We start from the raw sequence: 20,037 nt of genomic DNA, 5'->3' as shown, positions 1-20,037 counted from the left end.
AGATGAGTACGGCGATGAACACCGAATTGACCGTCGCCGCATGGCCGGGGTTGACACCCCGGTTGCTACGGGTCGAGCAGGCCGTGGAATCACTGGACGAGTATCGACGCACTGGTGGTTATGCCCCGCTGGCCGACGATGCGGCACTGCTGGACGACATCGCCCGGGCGGGGGTGCTCGGCCGCGGAGGCGCTGCATTCCCCATGGCGACCAAGCTGTCTACGGTGCGGACCGCGTCTCTGCGCGGCGTGGACACGGTGCTCGTCGCAAACGGCGAGGAAGGTGAGCCGGCTTCGGTGAAGGACCGCTGGCTGCTTCGCCACCGCCCGCATCTCGTGCTCGACGGGTTGCGCCTGGCGGCGCACATCATCCGGGCACGTCACGCCCATGTCTACGTTTCCGACGAGCGAGCCGCCGCGGCGGTACGGTCTGCGCTCGACGAAGTGACGATCGAAGCGCTCGGTGGTGTCACGGTCAGCGTCTTCACCGTCGCTCCCGGTTACGTCGCGGGTGAGGAGACCGCCGCTGTGCGGGCGATCAACGGTGGCCCAGCCAAGCCGACCGACAAACCACCTCGGCCCTTCGAAGAGGGCGTCGGCGGGCTGCCCACCGTGGTCAGCAACGTCGAGACGCTGGCCAACCTTCCTTTCGTTCATCAACACGGCGCCGACACCTATCGGAGCGAAGGCACCTCGAGCTCGCCCGGCACCTTTCTCGCCACGCTCACCGGTGGCACCCGGCAACCTGGCCTCTACGAGATACCGTTCGGCATCTCGGCGGCAGAATTGGTTGCGCTGCACGGCATCTCCGTCGACCAGGTTCGGGGTGCGTTGATGGGCGGTTACTTCGCCGGGCTGCTCGACCAACGCATCCTGCAGGTGACGATGGACCACGCGTCGTTGCATGCAGTGGGCAGTGGACTCGGCTGTGGCGCGGTGTCGGTCATCACCGACGAGTGCCCGGTGGCCGTCGGCGCGTCGGTCCTTGCCTACTACGACCGAGAGAACGCCGATCAGTGCGGATCCTGTTTCAACGGCACCGCAGCCATGGCAGCCGCCGCCTGTGCGCTGCGGGACGGGGTGGCCACCGCCGACGACGTCGCTCGCCTGCGGCGCTGGTCAGTCGTCTTGCGGGGCCGCGGCGCGTGCGCAACGCTCGACGCCGCCTGCAACATCGCCGCCAGCATGCTCGCGATGTTTCCTGACGACGTCGCCCGCCTCCTCGAGAATCGGGTCGGAGTCCAGCCCCGCGTGCCGTACACCGCGCTGCGCCCCTTCGAGGTGGAGGCACTGTGAGCAACCCACTGCGGATCAAGCTCGACCGGACACTGTGCGACGGCTTCGGCATCTGCGCGAAGCACGCCCCGGAGTACTTTTCGCTCGACGACTGGGGATACGCCGTCCTGGTCGGTGACGGCACCATCCCCGAACAGGATCGCGACGCGGTCCGTCGCGCTCTGCTGGACTGCCCGGTGCACGCCATCCTCGAGATCGGCGAACGTCGGCCGGACGAAACCCCGATCCAGCCCCTGCGAGAGCCTGATCTCGACCAGCTGAAGACGGAGGACAACGAAGCAGAATGGGGTTTCACCCGATGAGCGCTTGCGCAGCGACGAGCCCTCGGGCGAGGAGCCAACGATGAAGAGCAGAGGCCCCCGATGAGCCGGCTTCCCCTGCCCCAGTTGACCTTCGACAACGAGTTCTTCTGGACCTCAGGAGCTGACGGGGCGCTCCGGATCCAGGGATGCGGTGACTGCAAGGCACTCATCCATCCGCCACAGCCGATCTGCCGGTACTGCTACAGCCACAACGTCGCACCTCGCGAGGTGTCCGGTCGCGCGGTGCTCTCGGCCTTCACGGTCAACCACCGATTCTCGATTCCCGGTCTTTCCGCGCCGTACGTCGTCGCACAGGTGGCAATAGAAGAAGATCCGCGGGTCCGGTTGACGACCAACATCATCGACTGTGATCCCGAGGAGCTCGAACTCGGCCGGGTTGTCGAGGTCGTGTTCGAACAGAACGACGACGTGTGGCTGCCGCTGTTCAGACCGACGTCAAAATCCGAGACCGCTCCCCTGCCGGACGACGAGATCGCGCCGACGGACTTTCCCAAGTTCGTACGGCCGATGCTGACCACCGAGAAATTCGAGGACACCGCAGCCATCACGGGTATCGGCGCGTCGAAACTCGGCCGGCGGCTGATGGTGTCGCCCCTGTCGCTGACTATCGAAGCCAGTGAGGCGGCGATCGCCGACGCCGGGTTGACCCTGGCCGACATCGACGGGCTGTCGACGTATCCGGCCATCGACGCGATGGGTATGGGTGAGGGCGGGATCACTGCGCTGGAGGGCGCTTTGGGCATCCGACCGACGTGGATAAACGGCGGTATGGACACGTTTGGTCCCGGTGGATCCGTCATCGCCGCGGTGATGGCTGTCGCGACCGGTATGGCGCGTCATGTGCTGTGCTTCCGCACCTTGTGGGAGGCCACCTTCAACCAGCTGATGAAGGAAGGCAAACTCTCCCCGCCGGGAGGTGCCAGGGTCAACAGCTGGCAGGCGCCGTTCGGCGCCACGTCAGCGGCCCACACCCTGGCGCTCAACGCGCAGCGCCATTTCCATCGCTACGGCACCACGAAGGAAACGCTGGGCTGGATCGCGCTCAACCAGCGCGCCAACGCGGCCCTCAACCCCACAGCCATCTATCGCGATCCGATGTCCATGGACGACTATCTCAACGCGAGGCCGATCACCACCCCGTTCGGCCTCTACGACTGCGACGTCCCCTGCGACGGCGCGGTTGCGGTGGTCGTCTCGGCTGTCGATGCCGCTGCCGACGCCCCGAGGGCTCCGGTCTACTTCGAGGCGATCGGCACGCAGATCATCGAACGCACCGACTGGGATCAGACCACGCTGACCCATGAGCCGCAGGTGCTGGGCCAGGCGGCTCATCTGTGGACGCGGACGTCGTTGCGGCCGAATGATGTCGACGTGGCCGAGCTCTATGACGGCTTCACGTTCAATTGCCTGTCCTGGCTGGAAGCCCTCGGGTTCTGCGGGATCGGTGAGGCCAAGGATTTCCTCGACGGCGGTGCCGCAATCGCGCGCGACGGCGTCATTCCGCTGAACACCCACGGCGGCCAGCTATCTCACGGACGAACCCACGGCATGGGGCTGATCCACGAGGCCGTCAGCCAGTTGCGCGGCGAGGCCGGTGAGCGCCAGGTGGACAACGCCCGCGTGGCCGTGGTCAGCAGCGGCGGCCTGACTCCCAGCGGTGTGATGCTGCTACGGACAGAGGCCTGAGCCCACGTGACTGGACCTGCTCCGCGCCGCCGCGTCGTCGTGGTCGACGGCATTCCGATGTCGGGGCTCGTCGCGGCCGCGCCGGACCCGCGGGCGGTCATCGTCGCGGTGCACGGCGGCGCGACGTCCTCGGCGTACTTCGACTGCCCAGGCAACCCGAATCTGTCACTGCTGCGCGCGGCGGCGCCAGCGGGTTTCACGGCTATCGCACTGGACCGGCCGGGCTACGGATCTTCCGCGGTCTACGCGGACGAGTTCGCCGACCCGGACCGCCGGGTGGGTGCCGCGCTGGGCGCGTTGGTGAAGATGCTCGGTACGGGAAGCCGCGGTGCGGGGTACTTCCTGTTCGGCCACTCGGCCGGTTGCGAGTTGGCGCTGCGGATGGCGATTGCCGCGGACGACGTGGTCGGCGTGGAGTTGTCCGGGACCGGTCTGCGTTATACCGACGAGGCCAAAGCGATCATCAGTGACGCCACGGTCACCTCCCGACCGGCGGGGTTACGCGATCTGCTCTGGCAGCCGACCGATCTGTACCCCGCCGAAGTCCTCACCGGTGCACTCTCGGCACCCGGGGTGGCCTACGAATCCGAGGCGACCGCTCACTGGGCGCGTCGGGACTTTCCGGCGATCGCCGCGACAGTGACCGTCCCGGTGCAGTTCAGCGTCGCCGACCACGAAAGAGTATGGGAAACGACGCCGCAAGCGCTGAGTGCGATCACGGGTCTGTTCGCGGGCGCTGTGCGGCTCAATCACATGGCCGACAGCGGACACAACCTGAGTGTCGGCAGAACCGCTGACACATATCACCGGAACGTGCTGTCGTTCCTCGAGGAATGCATCGCGGGCAGCGGCCGCGACCGAGAGCAAGTGGAGGCGAGTTGATACGAGTCGGTTTCATCGGACTGGGCAGCCAAGGCGGGCCCATGGCGCGGCGGATTGCCGAGGGTGGCTTCGAGACGACGCTGTGGGCTCGCCGGGCAGCGAGTTTGGAACCGTATTCGGACACGTCTGCCAAGTCAGCCGCCACGCCCGCCGAGATGGCGGCTGCCAGCGACCTCGTCTGCCTGTGTGTGGTCGGTGACGACGATGTCCGCGAGGTGTTGTACGGCGACACCGGTGTGCTCGCCGGCATGAACGAGGGCGGTGTCATCGCAATCCACAGCACCATTCACCCCGAAACCTGCCGCGAGATCGCCGAAAGAGCTGACGCTCAGGGTGTCTCGGTCATCGATGCACCGGTCAGCGGCGGTGGCCCGGCCGTCGAGGAGGGCACTCTCCTGGTCATGGTCGGTGGTGACGAGGAGGTGGTCGAACGCTGCAGGCCGGTGTTCGCCACCTATGCCGATCCGATTGTGCATCTCGGACCGCTCGGCGCTGGGCAGAGCACCAAGATCTTGAACAATCTGCTGTTCAGCGCGAATCTGGGCAGTGCGGTGAGCACGCTGGAGCTGGGCGAATCGCTCGGCATCGCGCGGGACAAGCTCGTCGAGGTGCTCAACCGCGGGTCGGCGACGAGCAAGGCCGTGGGCAGCATCTCCATGTTCGGTGGCACGTTGGAAGGGCTGGCACCGATCGCGGGGGCGTTGTTGCAGAAGGACGTCCGGCACGCAGCCAGCCTCGCCGCCGCTGCGTCAGCCGCCGAAGGTGCGGTATTCACGGCGGCGGACGCGGCACTGGTGGCCATGGAGTACGGCCGATGAGCGCTTGCGCGAAGAGCAGAGCAGCACGATGAGCGCTTGCGCGAAGAGCAGAGCAACACGATGAGCGCTTGCGCGAAGAGCAGAGCAACACGATGAGCGCTTGCGCGAAGAGCAGGGCAACACGATGACCCGTGTCGGATTCGTCGGCGCGGGCCGCATGGGCACCCCGATGGTGACCCGCCTGGTCGGCGCCGGCCACGAGGTCCGGGTGCTGGCGCGCACCGGCGAGAAGGCAGCTGCGCTGGCTGAACAGGGGGCCGAGCCGGTCACCGACCTGACTGCGGTGGCCACCGGCGCCGACGTCGTCGTGGTGTGTGTGTTCAGCGACGACCAGGTCAGGGAGCTGTGCCTGGACGGTGAGCTGGTGGCACGCATGGCTCCAGACTCTGTCCTGATCCTGCACACCACGGGCAGCCCGAAGACCGCGCAGTCGATCGCGACGAGGCATCACCACGTGGCGGTCATCGACGCGCCGGTCAGCGGCGGGCCGCACGACATCGCCGCGGGGGCGGTGACGTTGTTCGTCGGCGGTGACGAGGAGGCGCTGGACCGGGCTCGCCCGGTACTGAGCAGCTACGGCCATCCCATCCTGCACACCGGTTCCACCGGGACAGGCCAGGCCGTCAAGCTCGTCAACAACACGCTGTTCGCGGCGCAGATCGGACTGGTCACCGAAGCAGTCCGGCTCGCCTCCCGGCTCGGCGTCGGCGAGACGTCGCTGCTCAACGCGCTGACGCACGGCAGCGCCGAGAGCCGGGTGCTCTCGATGATCGCCAGGACAGGCTCGGCCGAGGCGTTCCTCGCCGCGGTCGGCGAGTTCATCGGCAAAGACATCGCGGTGGTGCGGGACACGGTGGGCGACCTCAACGATGACCTGGGCGAATTCGACAGAATCCTGAAGACGGTGACGCCATGATCGCGCGCCGCGCCGTTGCCCAATCAGCTGACTTTCGAGACCAAGTGTCACATACTGGAGCCATTACAGTGAAACAGCCTTCCGTAACGTTTCCGTCTCCGCATACCGCGCCGAGGAGGACCTGATGACAAAGCCCACATTGGTGTTCAACCCGGTCGCCCAGGAGTACTTCGACAATCCCTACGAGATTTATCGCAGAATGCGCGACGAGGCGCCGATCTACTACGACGAAGAGCAGGACTTCTACGCGCTGACCCGACATGCCGACGTCGCCGCGGCGTTCAAGGATCATGACGGGTTCTCGTCGGCGCGCGGCTGCGATCTCGGGATGGTCCGCTCAGGCGAGGTTCCGCAGAAGTCCATCATCTTCATGGATCCTCCCGATCACCGTCACATGCGCAGCCTGCTGAACAAGGCGTTCACCCCTCGGGCGATCCAGTCGCAGCGGGACACCGTCGTCGAGCTCGTCGAGCACTATTTGAGTGAGGCCGACCCGGACAATTTCGACGTCGTTCAGGATTTCTCCGGACCGTTCCCGGTTGAGGTCATCACCCGGATGGCCGGGGTCCCCGAAGAGTTTCGCCAGCAGGTCCGGCACTGGATCGACACCAGCTTGCATCGCAAGCCTGGCCAGATCGAGATGGACGACGAGAACATGCAGGCCAACATCGATTCTGGGATGTACTACTACGGCCTGGTCCAGGAGCGTCGCAAGAACCCCCAGGACGACATGATCAGCAGGCTGATCGCCGCGCAGATTCCCGACGAGAACGGGGAGATGCGCCGGCTCGACGACATCGAGATCACCGGCTTCACCACGCTGCTCGGCGGCGCCGGCGCCGAGACGGTCACGAAGCTGGTCGGCAGCGCGGTGGTCGAGTTCGCCCGTCACCCCGAGCAGTGGCAGAAGCTGCTCGACGATCGCAGCAAGATCCCCGCGGCCGTCGAAGAATTGCTGCGCTACGTGGGGCCGGTGCAGTACAACGTCCGTTACAGCCTCAAGGACGTGGAATTGCCCAGCGGCCGGATTCCGGCGAACAAGCCGGTGTTCCTTATGGGCGCCGCCGCCAATCGCGATCCTCGTGCTTTCGACGACGGCGAGACATTCGACATCGACCGGGACCGCACCCAGGCGCAGAATCTCGGACTGGGTTATGGCATCCACAGTTGTCTGGGCGCGGCACTGGCCCGCATGGAGACGGCCATCGCCCTGGATCATCTGCTCGACTTCATGCCCCGGTTCGACGTCGCATTCGACCGTCTCGAGCGGGTCAACATGCAGAATGTCGCCGGCTACCACCATGTTCCGGTGAAGGTGGTGAAGTGATGGCACAGAAGATCGACGTCGATTTCGGACTCTGTGAAAGCAATGGCGTGTGCATGGGTATCATCCCGGAGGTGTTCGACCTCGACGATGAGGACTATCTGCACGTCTTGCAGGACGAGGTGACGCCGGAGAACGAGCAGCAGGTCAAAGAAGCGGTGCGGCAGTGCCCGCGGCAGGCCATCTCTATCCGTGACGAATGACGGCGACCGACGACGCCATCAGAAGCCGGAGACAATCACCCCGTTGCAGTCCGCCGCGGCCTGACGTAGCTTCACCGCTTCCTGGTAGGCGTCCGAGTAATACCACTCCATGGCCGCATCAACGGATTCGAACTCCAGCAGCACGGTCTGTGTTGCCGGCCAGTCACCCTCGATGACCGTGGGGTTGTGTCCGATCGACAGAACCGTCGCGCCGGCCATGGTTTTCGACGCCAGCTTGCCGTACTCGGCCATCCCCTCTGGATCCTTGATTTCCTCGGTGATGATCACATAGCCCTTGGCCACGTTGATTCCCCTTCCAATCAGTCGATTTCACGGATCGCCCGCTCCGGGCAGTTCTGGACGGCTTCGTGCGCGGCGTCCTGCAGCGCGGGCGGGACGTCACCGGGATCCGCCACGGCCCAGCCGTCCTCGGTCATCGTGAACACCTCTGGACACAGCGTCAGACACATGCCGTGTCCGGCGCAGCGGTCCTCGTCGACAGTGACTCTCACACTCACACTTTCACTCGCGCCGTCTCACGCAAGGTCGAACTCGAGGTGCAGCTCGGTGAGCCCGCGCAGAATGTAGGTCGGGATGTACTGGTAGTTCCGTTTTTCGGCGGGGCCGTGATGAGTCTCCGAGATCCGAATGTCGGCGGTGCGGTCCAGCAGTCGCTCCAACCCGACGCGCGTTTCGGCCCGAGCCAGCGGAGCCCCCGGGCAGCTGTGGATGCCCCGGCCGAAAGCCAGGTGCTGGCGGGCGTTTTTGCGCTCCGGATCGAAGTCGTCGGGGTCCTCGAAACGGCGCGGATCCCGGTTGGCCGCACCGTTGATGACCATCAGGGTGCAGCCCGCGCCCAGAGGTTGATCACCGACGGTGGTGGGCACGCGAGACAACCGGAAGTCTCCTTTGACCGGGCTCTCGATGCGCAGACATTCTTCGATGAAGTTCGGCAACAGGCTGCGGTCAGCGCGCAACTTCTGCTGGATGTCGCGCCGGTCGCCGAGGACCTTGAGCGCGGTGGACAGCAGCCGCACCGTGGTCTCCTGACCGGCGGAGAAGACGTTGGTGGCGACCCGCACGACGTCGCCGACCTCAGGCATCGAGCCGTCGGGGAAGCTGGCCGTGGCCAGTCCGGTGAGCACGTCGTCACGGGGCTCGGCGCGCCGGTCCTCGACGTAGGTGGCGAACACGTCGTAGAGGTACTCCAGCGGCGTCTTGGTCAGTGTTTTGTCCGCATTACCCAGCCCACTTCCGTGGGTGCCACGTGCCAGCCGCTCGAGGAGTTCCGGACGGTCCTCCTCGGGTACCCCGAGCAGGTCGGCGATGACCCGCAATGTGAACGGTCCGGCGAAACCCTTGATGAACTCGCCTTCCCCCGGAGCGAGGAAGTCGTCGAGGATGTCGTCGGCGAGCTGCCACATCGCGTCCTCGTTTTCCTTCAGACGCTTGGGCGTGATCAACCGCATGAGCAGCGCGCGATGATTGGTGTGGGTCGGCGGGTCGAGCGTCGGCAACTGGTCGCTGAACGGGATCTCGTCACGGTGCTGCTCGATCAGTGCGGTGACGTCTCCGTCCTCCATGCCCTCCAGGGACACCGGAAAACCGGGGAACGGCCCGGTCACCGAGATGCACGAGGAGAACGTCTCGGCGTCGTTGTAGACATCCACCGCCTCCTGCCAGCCGGTCACCATCGTGACGCCGTAGTGCTCCTCTTTGGTGACAGGACACTTCTCGCGCAAGGCCTCGTAGAACGTGTAGGGGTCATCGGTCAACCGGCTGTCCCGAAAGAAGTCGACCTTCGTGAGGTCCTCCGCCATGTCACTCCATCCGACGATCTCTTCGAGCGAGAATGCTATTCTCATCTTTGCGTATCAGGTTTCCATACCGGTCGGCCGACGTCAACGACGGCACTACTCAGGCCCCCTGGTGGTGCACACACGGGGCCCGCCGCAACTCCGGAAACCCGATAGCACCGCTGAGTGACAAGCAGTTGGTAACTGGCAGCGACGGAGGTTGCAGGGATGCCCGATCACAGGACGGCGCTCGACAACGAGCCAGAGTTCGCGCAGCCGTGGGCACCCCACCGACTACGGATCTACACCGGCGTTGCGCTCTTCACCGTCGCCGTGTTCGTCCTTATGACCATCGCCGTGAGCGTCGGAGTCCTCCCACCGAGCTTCACAGTGGATGTCGTCGCGAACCTCATGTTCGGAATCCCGGTGATACTTCTTCCTTTCGTGCTGTTGTGGGATGCGCCCGGGGAGAATCGAACCCGAATCGACAAGGCTGCCGAGCTGACATTGTTCTATCTGCCGTACACCGCGTGCAGCCAGATCGGCTACGAACTCGTATTTCTGATCGGTCACCCGCTTGGCTTATGGACCCCGACCGACGATCCCGGCTGGAAATGGCTGTGGTGGCAGTACGCACTGGCTGACACCCGTTACGTCAGCGGAAACCCCTGGATCTTCGCCTTGGAGATCGTCGGCGTCTGCACCGGCGCGACCGTGTTCGCCATGTGGACCCGGCTCATCCGGCCGACGCTGCCTACCGAATCGCGCATTCGTTGCCTCTGGGTGGCATTCGCAGGCTGCGCGGTGCTGATGAGCAGCACTGCCGTGTACTTTCTCGCGGAGGTCGGCGCAGGGTTCGCGAACATCGGGCAGGGCGCCTACGGATTGGGGTTCAAGTTCATCGCGGAGAACATCCCCTTCATCGTGCTGCCTCCGTTGGTGTTGTACGCCATTCACCTTCAGATCGACTACCTGACCCGGCGAGCCGGGGTCGACCAGGCTCACGTCGTGGAGAAGGCAGACCCGGATGAGCAACGACTCCCTACAGCGCGGAATTAGTTGGACTCAGGTCAACTATTGTTCGCCCCTGTTCGGTGCGGTAATTTCCGGAACGTGGCTGCAGCCCGAACGAACCCCGATGCTGACCGTGGTCAGCGTCGCGCGTCTTTTCAGCGGGCGAAGTCGCGCGAGACCAAGCGCGCGCTGGTGCAGGCCGCGATGGCGCTGTGGCGCACCCAGGGGTATGCGCTGACCACCATCGCCGACATCTGCACCGCCGCGGGGGTCTCCAAAGCGCTGTTCTACTTCTATTTCCCCCGCAAGGAGGATGTGCTCTTCGAAGTGGGCGTGCTGTCCACCCGATCGGCCCATCGCACGATCCACGACCTGCTCGACAAGCCCTACGAGGTCGAACCGGTGCTCCACGCAGCCCTCACCGCCTTCGAGCGGTCCATGGCGCGCAATCCCCGCGATCTGATCATCGAGACCATCCTCGAGGGCTACCGCCACGAGCACCGCATCCTCGCCGAGGGAAGGGCCTCGGACGCCGAGACCGACATGTTCACCGAACTCTTCACCCGCGCGCACGCCGACGGGAAGCTCGCCGGCACGGCGTCCGGGGACGACATCGCCCACCTGGCCTATCTGTCTCAGACGCTGGTGAGCGAAGGCGCCCGGCACTGGGCCGCAGGCGCTTTCGGCGACCGGTCGTTCGCCGCGGTCGTCACCGGCGACATCATGGCCGTGATCAACGGCTTCGCGCACCGAACCATCCATTGACGGCAAGGAGGCCGCATGTGGGATTTCGAGACCGACCCCGAGTACCAGAAGGTGCTCGACTGGGCCGACGAGTTCGTGCGGGACGAGATCGAACCGCTTGACCTGGCTTTCCCTCACCAGCAGTTCATGCCGCTGGAGGGCAAGCGGCGCGAGGTGATCGACCCGTTGAAGCAGGAGGTGCGCCGACGCGGGCTGTGGGCCACCCACCTGGGCGCGGAGCTGGGCGGCCAGGGCTACGGACAGCTCAAACTCGCTCTGCTCAACGAGATCCTGGGCCGGTCCCAGTGGGCGCCGATCATCTTCGGCTGTCAGGCGCCCGACACCGGCAACGCGGAGATCATCGCCCATTACGGCACCGCCGAACAGAAGCAGCGCTACCTGGAGCCCCTGCTGAACGGTGAACTCTTCTCCTGCTATTCGATGACCGAACCGCACGCCGGCGCCGACCCCACGATGTTCACCACGTCGGCGGTCCGCGACGGCGACGACTGGGTCATCAACGGCTGGAAGTTCTTCTCCTCCAACGCCGCGACGTCGTCCTTCCTGATCGTGATGGTGGTGACGAACCCGAACGTCAGTGCCTATCAGGGGATGTCGATGTTCCTGGTGCCCACCGACACTCCCGGGGTGAAGATCGAACGCAACATCGGTCTCTACGGGGAACAGGCCGGGCAGGGCAGCCACGCGCTGATCCACTACGACAACGTCCGGGTTCCCGGCGAGGCCCTGCTCGGCGGTGAAGGGCAGGCGTTCGTCATCGCCCAGACCCGGCTGGGCGGTGGCCGGATACACCACGCGATGCGCACCATCGGACTTTCCCGCAAGGCTCTGGACATGATGTGCGAGCGCGCACTGAGCCGCCAGACACAAGGCAGTCGCCTGTCGGACAAGCAGTTCGTCCAGGGTTACATCGCCGACTCCTACGCCCAGTTGGTGCAATTCCGGCTCATGGTGCTCTACACGGCCTGGGAGATCGACAAATACAACGACTACAAGAAGGTCCGCAAAGACATCGCCGCGGTGAAGGTCGTCATGCCCACCGTGCTGCACGACATCGCCTGGCGCGCCATGCAGGTCCATGGCGCGCTCGGCGTGACCAACGAGGTTCCGTTCCTCGGAATGGTCACCGGCGCCGCGGTGATGGGATTGGCCGACGGCCCGACCGAGGTTCACAAGGCCACGGTGGCCAAACAGGTGCTGCGCGATTACACCCCCGCCGACGGCACCTGGCCGAGCGAATGGATTCCGGCCAAACGGGAAGCAGCCCACGCCAAATTCGCCGACTACCTCGAACACGAGGTGGGCAATCTGTGACCGAGCCGCTCGACACCCACCGGCTGGCGGCATGGATGGACGGCGCGGGCCTGCCGGGCAAGGGCGAGCCGCTGAACACCCGATTTCTGTCCGGCGGTACCCAGAACGTCATCCACGAGATCATCCGCGGCGACGCCCGCTGTGTGCTGCGGATGCCTCCACCCGGCGCGCCCCCGGACCGTGACAAAGGTATCCTGCGGGAGTGGCGCATCATCGAGGCGCTCGACGGCACCGATGTCCCGCACACCGAGGCGGTCGCGGTCTGCGCCGACGCCGAGATCCTCGGGCGCCCCTTCTACCTGATGGGCTTCATCGACGGCTGGTCGCCGATGGACACCCACGGCCGTTGGCCCGAACCGTTCGACAGCGACCTCACCGCTCGGCAGGGACTGAGTTACCAACTGGCCGAAGGTATTGCGCTGCTGTCCAACGTGGACTGGCAGGCCCGGGGGTTGACTGATCTGGGCCGGCCCGACGGGTTTCACGAGCGTCAGGTGGATCGGTGGATCGGCTTCCTGGACCGAATCAAGCGCCGGGAACTGCCGGGACTCGAGACCGCGACGGCGTGGCTGCGCGCCCACAAACCCCTCGACTTCGTCCCGGGCCTGATGCACGGCGACTACCAGTTCGCCAATGTCATGTACCGCCACGGTGCGCCGGCCCGGCTGGCCGCGGTCGTCGACTGGGAGATGGGCACGGTGGGTGACCCGAAGCTCGATCTGGCGTGGATGGTGCAGTCCTGGCCGGCGGATACGGCGCATCCAGGATCTTCCGAGATGGGCTATGTCGACATGCGCGGCATGCCCTCGCGCGACGACGTGGTCGCGCACTATGCCGACGTGTCGGGACGTCAGGTCGACGACCTGGACTACTACCTGGTGCTTGCCAAGTGGAAGTTGGCCATCGTCCTCGAGCAGGGTTTCCAGCGTGCCGGGAACGACGAGAAACTGCTGGCATTCGGGCCGGTCGTCACCGAACTGATGGCCTCGGCCGCCGACCTCGCCGAGTCCACGGACTACCGGGGATAGCACGGCAATGCGTGCCGCCATCTGCCGGGAACACGGACCGCCGGAGGTGGTCCGTGTGGAGAACCACATTGTGCCGCCGGCGGGACCGGGGCAGATTGGCGTGCGCGTGTCGACCGCTGCGGTCAACCATCCCGATGTCCTGCTGGTAGCCGACCGCTACCAGGTCAGCGTGGACACACCGTTCGTGCCGGGCAGTGAGTTCGCCGGCGTCGTGGACGAGGTCAGTTCCTCCGGCACCGGGTTCGCTGTCGGGGACCGCGTGACGGGAACCGCGATGCATGGCGCGTTCGCGCAACGCCTCGTCGTGGATGCCTCGAGCTTGTCCCCCATCCCCGAAGGCGTCGACGACGTCACCGCGGCGGCGGCGGGCGTCGCACACCGCACCGCCTATCACAGCCTGCGCTCGGTGGGACGGGTGAAGTCCGGAGACGAACTCGTCGTACTCGGAGCGGGCGGGGGTGTGGGGCTGGCCGCGGTGCAACTCGGGGTCGCCCTCGGGGCGAGGGTGACGGCGGTGGCGTCCTCGGCGGAGAAACTCGATGCCGCAGCCTGTTACGGCGCCACGCGGCTGCTCGATCACACGGCAGTCGACCTGCGCGCCGCCCTCCGCGAAAACGTGCCGGAGGGAGCCGATGTGGTCCTCGACCCGGTCGGCGGCGCCCTCAGCGAGCCGGCTCTTCGGTCGCTGCGCCGCCGTGGCCGGTTCGTCACCGTCGGTTTCGCGTCGGGCGCGATCCCCCGTATCCCGTTGAACCTGATTCTGCTCAAAGGTGTTCAGCTGGTGGGGTTCCAGTTCCAGGATGTGCCCGCCGACGAATTCGACCGCAACGAGGGCGAGTTGCGGGAGCTCCTCACCTCAGAACGGGTGAAACCTCATGTCGGGGCGGTATTTGCGCTGGACGACATTGCCGCGGCGCTGCGGCACGTGCGCGATGGCCGCGCGATCGGCAAGGTTCTGATCGATCTGCGGTGATCAGCTTGCCGGAACGAGATCCGCGGCGACCGAGGCCATCATGCCGCAGCAGAACGTCTCTACCGGCGCGACACCCTGCTCGGCGACCCCGCACGCACCCAGCGCCTGCGCCTTGAAGGCACGGGCAGCGGCGCTGAGCCGATGCACCACCGAGTCGACGCTGCTGTCCAACTCCGCCGGCAGCGCCTGCCCCCAGAGCGTGACCTCCGTGGCACCTTGATCCAACGCCCCGACCACGCCGCGGCGCACCCTTTCGTCGCGGCTGAACAGATCCGCGGACACGGCAACGGTCTGCGGGTGCGGGCGATCAGCCCACTCCTCCAGGACAGATTCGAGATCTGCCGTCGCGGCCCCCAGGATCTCCAGCGGACGGACGTTGTCACCGCTGCCCACCAGAACCGTCACGTCCCAGCCGGCCATGACCCGGTCGTAGATCCACCCTCCGGCGGAGTAAACCGCATCGAGCACCGTCGGCGCGACGACGTCGAGCCGGTATCTCATGTCGGCATGGGCTGCGGCCTTGTCGGGGCCAGGTCCCGACGCAGCGAGTCCGCGTACCCCTCGAATACCTCGGTCAGCGGGATTGAAGGATCGAGCAGCCATAGGGTCTCCATTCCGTTGATGAAGGCGAGAATCTCCACAGCCTTGGTGGCCGCGTCGAAGTCGTTGCGATAGTCACCGTTGCGCTGACCGCGTTCGATGATCGCCGTGATGATGTCGGCGGCGTCGCGGTAGCGCTTGTGCAGACGGTCGTGCAGAGGAGCGTCAGGAGCGATGTTCTCCGCCAGGAGAACCATGAAGGTGCCGACCAGTTCGGGTGCGCGCTGGAACCGTTCCGGCACCCGGCTCAGCTCGATGATCAGGTCGCCGCTGCGGTAATCAGCGTGCGCGTCGTCATCGGCGTCGCGCGCGTCGAGCACCGCGTTGAGCAACTGCTCCTTCGACTCGAAATGGTGCAGCAGTCCGGCCGGGGTGACGCCGGCCTCCTTGGCGATCTGCGCGAGCGAGGTGTTCCGCCATCCATTGCGGGCCAGGAGCCGCTCGGCCACGCCGAGGATGCGCTGCCGACGATCCTCACCTTTGGCGAGAAGGGCCGCATAAGGCCGCCTCGGCGTCTCCAGGGCGGTGGCGGGCTCGGGGGCTGACACATGACTCCTTCGGCACAATCCAACCTAGTGAACACACAGTAGGTAGGTTCGAGCGTTGTGACAAGGGTCTCAGTTAACAAATTTATTGACACGTGTAATGCTGCAGGTCAGCGCTGTCAAACCGGTCGGGAGTCGAGCCCGCGGCGACGTATTCGGCTGGCGTGGTGCGCCATTCGCATTACATCCTCAGCCGACGTCACAGACCCAGAGACTTGGCGATGATCACCTTCATCACCTCGCTGGTGCCTGCATAGATCCGGGCGACGCGCGCGTCGGTGTACAGCCTGGCGATCGGATACTCCATCATGTAGCCGTAGCCGCCGAACAGCTGCAGGCACCGATCGACGACCCGCTGTTGCATCTCGGTGCAGAACAGCTTCACCCGGGCGGCGTCCGCCCCGGAGAGCTCCCCCTCCACGTGCAGCGCCACCGCACGGTCGAGCATCGCCTGGGCGGCCTCCACCTCCGTCGAGCAGGCCGCCAGCTCGAACTTGGTGTTCTGGAACGATGCCACCGGCGTGCCGAACGCCGTGCGGTTGCGGGTGTAGTCGATGGCCGCGGTGATCGCCGAGCGCGCCTGGGCCACGGATCCGACGGCCACCGTCAACCGCTCCTGGGCGAGGTTGTGCCCCAGGTAGCCGAACGCCTCGTCGACCTCACCCAGGACGTTGGCCGCCGGCACCCGGACATCGACGAACGACAGTTCGGCGGTGTCCTGCACCTTGCAGCCCATCTTCTCCAGTTCGCGTCCTCGGGTGAAGCCCGCCATATCGTCCTCGACGACCAGCAACGTCAGCCCCTTGCGACGGTTGTCCGGATCGGTCGACGTACGGGCCACGACCACCACCAGGTCGGCCTGCATACCGCCGGTGATGAACGTCTTGGCGCCGTTGACGACGAAGCCGTCTCCGTCGCGCACGGCGGTGGTGCGCATGCCCGCCAGATCGGAGCCGGTACCGGGCTCGGTCATCGCGATCGCGGTGAGCAATGTGCCCGCCGCCAATCCCGGGAACCATCGTTCGCGCTGTTCGGCGTTGGCGTAGTGCAGGAAGTACGGCAGGATCACCTCCAGCTGGGTGCGCACGGTCGACAACGTCACCAGCGCCCGGGCGGCTTCCTCCTGCAGCACCACGTTGTAGCGGTAGTCGGGTTCGCCACCGCCGCCGTACTGCTCGGGGATCGCCATGCCGAGCATGCCGAGCGAACCCATGTGCTCGAACACCTCGCGCGGCATCCGGCCGCCCTTCTCCCACAGCGGGTAGTCGGGCACGACCTCCTTCTCGACGAAGTCGCGCGCCAACTCACGGAACGCCTCGTGGTCCTCGGTGAACAGGTCTCTACGCACGTGCTTCTCCCGGTCAGGCGATCAGCTCGACCAGCGTGGCGTTCGCGGTGCCGCCGCCCTCACACATGGTCTGCAGCCCGTAACGAATGTCGTTGTCCCGCATGTGGTTGATCATGCGCGTCATCAGCACGGCACCGGATGCACCGAGCGGGTGGCCCAGCGCGATCGCCCCACCGAGCGGGTTGAGCCGCGCTTCGTCGGCGCCGGTCTCGGCCAGCCACGCCAGCGGCACCGGGGCGAAGGCTTCGTTGACCTCGTACACCCCGACCTCGTCCAGGCTCACACCCGACTTGTGCAGAATTTTCTCGGTGGCCGGGATCGGACCGGTCAGCATCAGCACGGGATCCGCACCGGTGACCGCCCCGGCACGGTAGCGTGCGATCGGAGTCAACCCCAGCGACAGCGCGTTGTCTTCGGCCATGATCAGCAGCGCAGCCGCACCGTCGGAGATCTGCGACGAGTTGCCGGCGTGGATCACACCGTCGTCCTTGAACGCCGGTTTGAGACCGGCCAGCTTGTCGGCGGTCGTGCCGCGACGGATGCCTTCGTCAGCGGACATTGGGCCGGCGTCGGTCAACACGGGGTGGATCTGGGCGTCGAACGCGCCGGCGTCCTGGGCGGCGGCGGCGAGTTCGTGCGAGCGGGCCGAAAAGTCGTCGAGCCGGGTGCGAGACAACCCCCACTTCTGCGCGATCAGTTCGGCCGAGATGCCCTGGTTGAACGAGAAATCTCCGTAACGGGCAAGCACTCTCGGTCCGTACGGCATACCGGTGGCACGCGCCGCGCCGAGCGGCACCCGGCTCATCACCTCGACTCCCCCGGCAACCACCACATCCTGTTGTCCCGACATCACCGAAGTCACCGCGAAATCCAGCGCCTGCTGACTGGACCCGCATGCGCGGTTGACGGTGGTACCCGGAACGCTCTCGGGCCATCCCGCTGCCAGCACCGAGAAACGACCGATGTTGCTGGACTGGTCGCCGACCTGAGACACACAGCCCCAGACCACATCGTCGATGATGCTCGGGTCGACGCCCGCCCGCTCCACCAACGCGTTGAGCACCACCGCCGACAGGTCGGCGGCGTGCATGTCCGCCAGGCCGCCGTTGCGCTTGCCGATGGGGGTGCGGACCGCCTCGACGATCACCGTGTCACGCATGTCTACTCCTTCGTGTTCAGGTGTGGCGACCACTGTCCGGTGAACACCGGGTCGCGCTTGTCGGCGAACGCGGCGTACGCCTCCGTCGAGTCCTCGGTCGCGAAATTACCGGGTTGCGCGCGTGCCTCGTTGGCCAGCGCCTGCGGCAGCGTCGTACACGCACCGTCGTTGAGCAGAGCCTTGCTCTGCGCCAGCGCGAAAGACGGTCCCTGCGCCAGCCGCCGCGCCAGGTCGGCGACGAAGGCGTCGATCTCCTCGGCGTACTTGACCCAGGTGACCAGCCCCATCGAATGCGCCTCTGCGGCGTCGATCATGTCCGCCAGCAGCACCAGCCGCTTGGCCTGTTGCAGACCGACCAACTTGGGTAGCAGCCACGACCCACCGAGGTCCATCGACAGCCCGCGTCTGGCGAAAATCTGACAAAAGCGCGACTCGGGGGTGGCCACCACCAGGTCGCAGCCCAATGCCAGGTTCCAGCCCGCGCCGACGGCCACACCGGTGACCTTTGCGATGGTGGGGACCGCAAGTTCGTGCAGCGCCAGAGCGACCTCGCTGAGCCGGCGCATCTTGTGCCGCGGATGGATGGTCTCGCCCGTTCCGACGTCGGCGCCCGAGCAGAATGCGCCTCCGGCACCGGTGATCACCAGGGCCCCGAGATCGTCACGCGCCGCGGCGCGCAGTGCATCGGCGAGTTCCTCCCACAGTCGGGCGTCGATCGCGTTTCGACGGTGCGGTCGGTTGAGCGTGAGGGTTCGCACCCTGTCGTCGTCGCGGCACAGCAGCGCGGGCTCCGACGCGGTCATCGGGGCGTCCCGATCACACCGCGTTCCCGCAGCGAATCGAGCTCGGCGGGCGCGACTCCGAATTCGGTGAGCACGGCGTCGGTGTGCTGCCCGAGCGCCGGAACCGGACCCATCGGAGGTTCGAAGCCGTCGATCACGGGAGGCGGCAGCAGCGCCTGGATCGGGCCGCGGGAAGTCTGGACCTCGCGCCACCGGTCGCGGGCGGTGAGCTGGGGATGAGCCACCACCTCACTGGGCACGTTGTATCGCGAGTTGCCGATCCCCGCGGCATCAGCGGTGCGCTGGATCTCGGCGAGGTCGTGCCGGCCGCACCAGGCGCCGATGGCTTCGTCGAGTTCGGCTCGGTGGGCGACCCGCCCGGAGTTGGCGCCAAAGCGCGGATCGTCGGCCAAATCGTTGCGCTGCAATATTTCTCGGGCCAGCCGCTGCCACTCGTTGTCGTTGGTGGTGCCGAGAACCACGATCTGGTCATCTGCGGTGGCATACGAGCCGTACGGGGCGACCGCGGGAGAACTCATTCCCAGAGGTTGCTGGTCGACGCCGGAGTGTTGGGTGTAGGTCAGCTGATAGCCCATCACGTCCATCATCGTGTCGAACAGGCTGACCGCGACGCCGCCGCCACCGGGGCGGCGGCCGGTATCCCGGGCATACAGCAGCGCCAGGATGGACAGGGCGGAGTACAAACCGGAGGACACATCGGCCACCGGCGGGCCGGGTTTGGCGGGCGCGCCGGCCTGCCCGGTCACCGCGCAGGTGCCCGACTCGGCCTGGATCAGCAGGTCATACGCACGTTTGTGCGACAGTGGCCCGCCCGGCCCGTAGCCGTCGATCTCGACGGCGATCACCCCGGGATGCCGTTCGGCCAAGTCGGCCGCGGTGATGCCCAGGCGTCCGGTCGATCCCGGCGCGAGGTTGGACACCAGCACGTCCGCACCATCGAGCAGCCGGTGCAACAACTCAAGACCCTCGGCGGACTTCAGGTCGATCGCGACCGACTCCTTGTTGCGGTTGCACCACACGAAGTGCGCGGCGAGCCCGCCGGGGCCCAGCACGACGTCGTCGTAGTGGCGGGCGAAGTCACCGCCCTTGGGGTTCTCGACCTTGATCACCCGTGCCCCGAAATCCGACAGCACGCGAGTGCACATCGGAGCCGACACGGCTTGTTCCAGCGTCACCACGGTGATTCCGGACAACGGTCCGGTAGGCCGCTCATCTCTTTCCGAGACTGTCATGAATGACTACATA

General features: G+C 66.1%; 22 protein-coding genes. 13 read left to right on the top strand and 9 right to left on the bottom strand.

The features are described 5' to 3' along the window. Nucleotides 1–2 precede the first annotated feature (2 nt). The 8 genes from ACEWX3_RS09970 to ACEWX3_RS09935 all read left to right on the top strand — a co-directional run bounded on the left by ACEWX3_RS09970 (nucleotide 3) and on the right by ACEWX3_RS09935 (nucleotide 7,447). Entirely contained in the window at nucleotides 3–1,295 is a 1,293-nt protein-coding gene (locus ACEWX3_RS09970; protein ID WP_374159332.1) for an NADH-ubiquinone oxidoreductase-F iron-sulfur binding region domain-containing protein, read from the top strand. 8 nt (nucleotides 1,296–1,303) lie between these two features. Then, nucleotides 1,304–1,597 (top strand): ferredoxin, encoded by a 294-nt coding sequence (locus ACEWX3_RS09965; RefSeq protein WP_207069147.1) that lies wholly within the window; start codon nucleotides 1,304–1,306, stop codon nucleotides 1,595–1,597. A gap of 60 nt (nucleotides 1,598–1,657) precedes the next feature. Then, the gene (locus ACEWX3_RS09960; RefSeq protein ID WP_374159331.1) at nucleotides 1,658–3,304 is read left to right on the top strand and encodes an OB-fold domain-containing protein; all 1,647 of its coding nucleotides are present in this window, start codon (nucleotides 1,658–1,660) and stop codon (nucleotides 3,302–3,304) included. Between the two features lie 57 nt (nucleotides 3,305–3,361). Further along, a complete protein-coding gene (locus tag ACEWX3_RS09955; protein ID WP_374159821.1) occupies nucleotides 3,362–4,186 on the top strand; it encodes an alpha/beta hydrolase in 825 nt (274 codons plus the stop codon). Continuing rightward, nucleotides 4,186–5,004, top strand: a complete 819-nt coding sequence (locus tag ACEWX3_RS09950; protein ID WP_374159820.1) for an NAD(P)-dependent oxidoreductase — start codon at nucleotides 4,186–4,188, stop codon at nucleotides 5,002–5,004. Before ACEWX3_RS09955 ends, ACEWX3_RS09950 begins: the two co-directional genes overlap by 1 nt. A gap of 100 nt (nucleotides 5,005–5,104) precedes the next feature. Continuing rightward, nucleotides 5,105–5,920: an NAD(P)-dependent oxidoreductase gene (locus ACEWX3_RS09945; protein ID WP_374159330.1), complete on the top strand. Its 816-nt coding sequence runs from the start codon at nucleotides 5,105–5,107 to the stop codon at nucleotides 5,918–5,920. 124 nt (nucleotides 5,921–6,044) lie between these two features. Next, nucleotides 6,045–7,247 carry a cytochrome P450 gene (locus tag ACEWX3_RS09940; RefSeq protein ID WP_207068470.1) on the top strand — a complete coding sequence of 401 codons (1,203 nt, stop codon included), beginning with the start codon at nucleotides 6,045–6,047 and terminating at the stop codon, nucleotides 7,245–7,247. Next, entirely contained in the window at nucleotides 7,247–7,447 is a 201-nt protein-coding gene (locus ACEWX3_RS09935; protein ID WP_207068469.1) for a ferredoxin, read from the top strand. The genes ACEWX3_RS09940 and ACEWX3_RS09935 overlap by 1 nt, the downstream gene beginning before the upstream one ends. A gap of 18 nt (nucleotides 7,448–7,465) precedes the next feature. On the opposite strand, the gene ACEWX3_RS09930 is transcribed toward ACEWX3_RS09935, so the two are convergent. Genes ACEWX3_RS09930 through ACEWX3_RS09920 form a run of 3 tightly spaced genes read right to left on the bottom strand, consistent with a single transcriptional unit; the run spans nucleotide 7,466 to nucleotide 9,267 of the window. Further along, nucleotides 7,466–7,750, bottom strand: coding sequence for a DUF1330 domain-containing protein (locus tag ACEWX3_RS09930; RefSeq protein WP_374159329.1), 285 nt, complete (start codon nucleotides 7,748–7,750; stop codon nucleotides 7,466–7,468). A 17-nt stretch (nucleotides 7,751–7,767) separates the two neighbouring features. Then, nucleotides 7,768–7,959 (bottom strand): ferredoxin, encoded by a 192-nt coding sequence (locus ACEWX3_RS09925; RefSeq protein WP_207068467.1) that lies wholly within the window; start codon nucleotides 7,957–7,959, stop codon nucleotides 7,768–7,770. Between the two features lie 24 nt (nucleotides 7,960–7,983). Beyond that, complete coding sequence (locus ACEWX3_RS09920) at nucleotides 7,984–9,267, bottom strand: cytochrome P450 (protein ID WP_207068466.1); 1,284 nt, start codon at nucleotides 9,265–9,267, stop codon at nucleotides 7,984–7,986. A 204-nt stretch (nucleotides 9,268–9,471) separates the two neighbouring features. Between ACEWX3_RS09920 and ACEWX3_RS09915 the strand changes: the two genes are divergently transcribed. From ACEWX3_RS09915 to ACEWX3_RS09895, 5 genes are read left to right on the top strand one after another with little or no spacing between them, the layout of a single operon-like run. Beyond that, on the top strand, nucleotides 9,472–10,302 hold the full coding sequence (locus ACEWX3_RS09915; protein ID WP_374159328.1) for an emopamil-binding protein: 831 nt from the start codon (nucleotides 9,472–9,474) through the stop codon (nucleotides 10,300–10,302). Between the two features lie 54 nt (nucleotides 10,303–10,356). After that, nucleotides 10,357–11,022 carry a TetR/AcrR family transcriptional regulator gene (locus ACEWX3_RS09910; protein ID WP_374159327.1) on the top strand — a complete coding sequence of 222 codons (666 nt, stop codon included), beginning with the start codon at nucleotides 10,357–10,359 and terminating at the stop codon, nucleotides 11,020–11,022. A gap of 15 nt (nucleotides 11,023–11,037) precedes the next feature. Next, nucleotides 11,038–12,336, top strand: a complete 1,299-nt coding sequence (locus ACEWX3_RS09905; RefSeq protein ID WP_207068464.1) for an acyl-CoA dehydrogenase family protein — start codon at nucleotides 11,038–11,040, stop codon at nucleotides 12,334–12,336. A gap of 35 nt (nucleotides 12,337–12,371) precedes the next feature. Then, nucleotides 12,372–13,364 carry a phosphotransferase family protein gene (locus tag ACEWX3_RS09900; protein ID WP_286183526.1) on the top strand — a complete coding sequence of 331 codons (993 nt, stop codon included), beginning with the start codon at nucleotides 12,372–12,374 and terminating at the stop codon, nucleotides 13,362–13,364. Between the two features lie 7 nt (nucleotides 13,365–13,371). Beyond that, nucleotides 13,372–14,337, top strand: a complete 966-nt coding sequence (locus ACEWX3_RS09895; protein WP_374159326.1) for an NADPH:quinone oxidoreductase family protein — start codon at nucleotides 13,372–13,374, stop codon at nucleotides 14,335–14,337. Here the strand turns inward: ACEWX3_RS09895 and ACEWX3_RS09890 are convergent, their stop codons facing one another. The 6 genes from ACEWX3_RS09890 to ACEWX3_RS09865 form a co-directional block, all read right to left on the bottom strand. After that, nucleotides 14,338–14,838: a hypothetical protein gene (locus ACEWX3_RS09890; RefSeq protein WP_374159325.1), complete on the bottom strand. Its 501-nt coding sequence runs from the start codon at nucleotides 14,836–14,838 to the stop codon at nucleotides 14,338–14,340. It abuts the gene before it with no gap. Beyond that, the gene (locus tag ACEWX3_RS09885) at nucleotides 14,835–15,485 is read right to left on the bottom strand and encodes a TetR/AcrR family transcriptional regulator (protein ID WP_207068460.1); all 651 of its coding nucleotides are present in this window, start codon (nucleotides 15,483–15,485) and stop codon (nucleotides 14,835–14,837) included. Before ACEWX3_RS09885 ends, ACEWX3_RS09890 begins: the two co-directional genes overlap by 4 nt. Nucleotides 15,486–15,681: 196 nt before the next feature. Then, nucleotides 15,682–16,830 (bottom strand): acyl-CoA dehydrogenase family protein, encoded by a 1,149-nt coding sequence (locus tag ACEWX3_RS09880; protein WP_374159324.1) that lies wholly within the window; start codon nucleotides 16,828–16,830, stop codon nucleotides 15,682–15,684. Nucleotides 16,831–16,843: 13 nt separating this feature from the next. Continuing rightward, a complete protein-coding gene (locus ACEWX3_RS09875) occupies nucleotides 16,844–17,989 on the bottom strand; it encodes an acetyl-CoA C-acyltransferase (RefSeq protein WP_374159323.1) in 1,146 nt (381 codons plus the stop codon). Nucleotides 17,990–17,991: 2 nt separating this feature from the next. Next, nucleotides 17,992–18,792, bottom strand: coding sequence for an enoyl-CoA hydratase/isomerase family protein (locus tag ACEWX3_RS09870; protein WP_374159322.1), 801 nt, complete (start codon nucleotides 18,790–18,792; stop codon nucleotides 17,992–17,994). Next, nucleotides 18,789–20,024 carry a CaiB/BaiF CoA transferase family protein gene (locus ACEWX3_RS09865; protein ID WP_374159321.1) on the bottom strand — a complete coding sequence of 412 codons (1,236 nt, stop codon included), beginning with the start codon at nucleotides 20,022–20,024 and terminating at the stop codon, nucleotides 18,789–18,791. Before ACEWX3_RS09865 ends, ACEWX3_RS09870 begins: the two co-directional genes overlap by 4 nt. Nucleotides 20,025–20,037: the final 13 nt, after the last annotated feature.

The sequence above is a fragment of the Mycobacterium sp. G7A2 genome (assembly GCF_041902445.1).
Taxonomy (GTDB): Bacteria; Actinomycetota; Actinomycetes; order Mycobacteriales; family Mycobacteriaceae; genus Mycobacterium.
The sequence above is the reverse complement of the archived record's forward strand: the minus strand, read 5'-3'. Positions and strand labels throughout refer to the sequence as shown.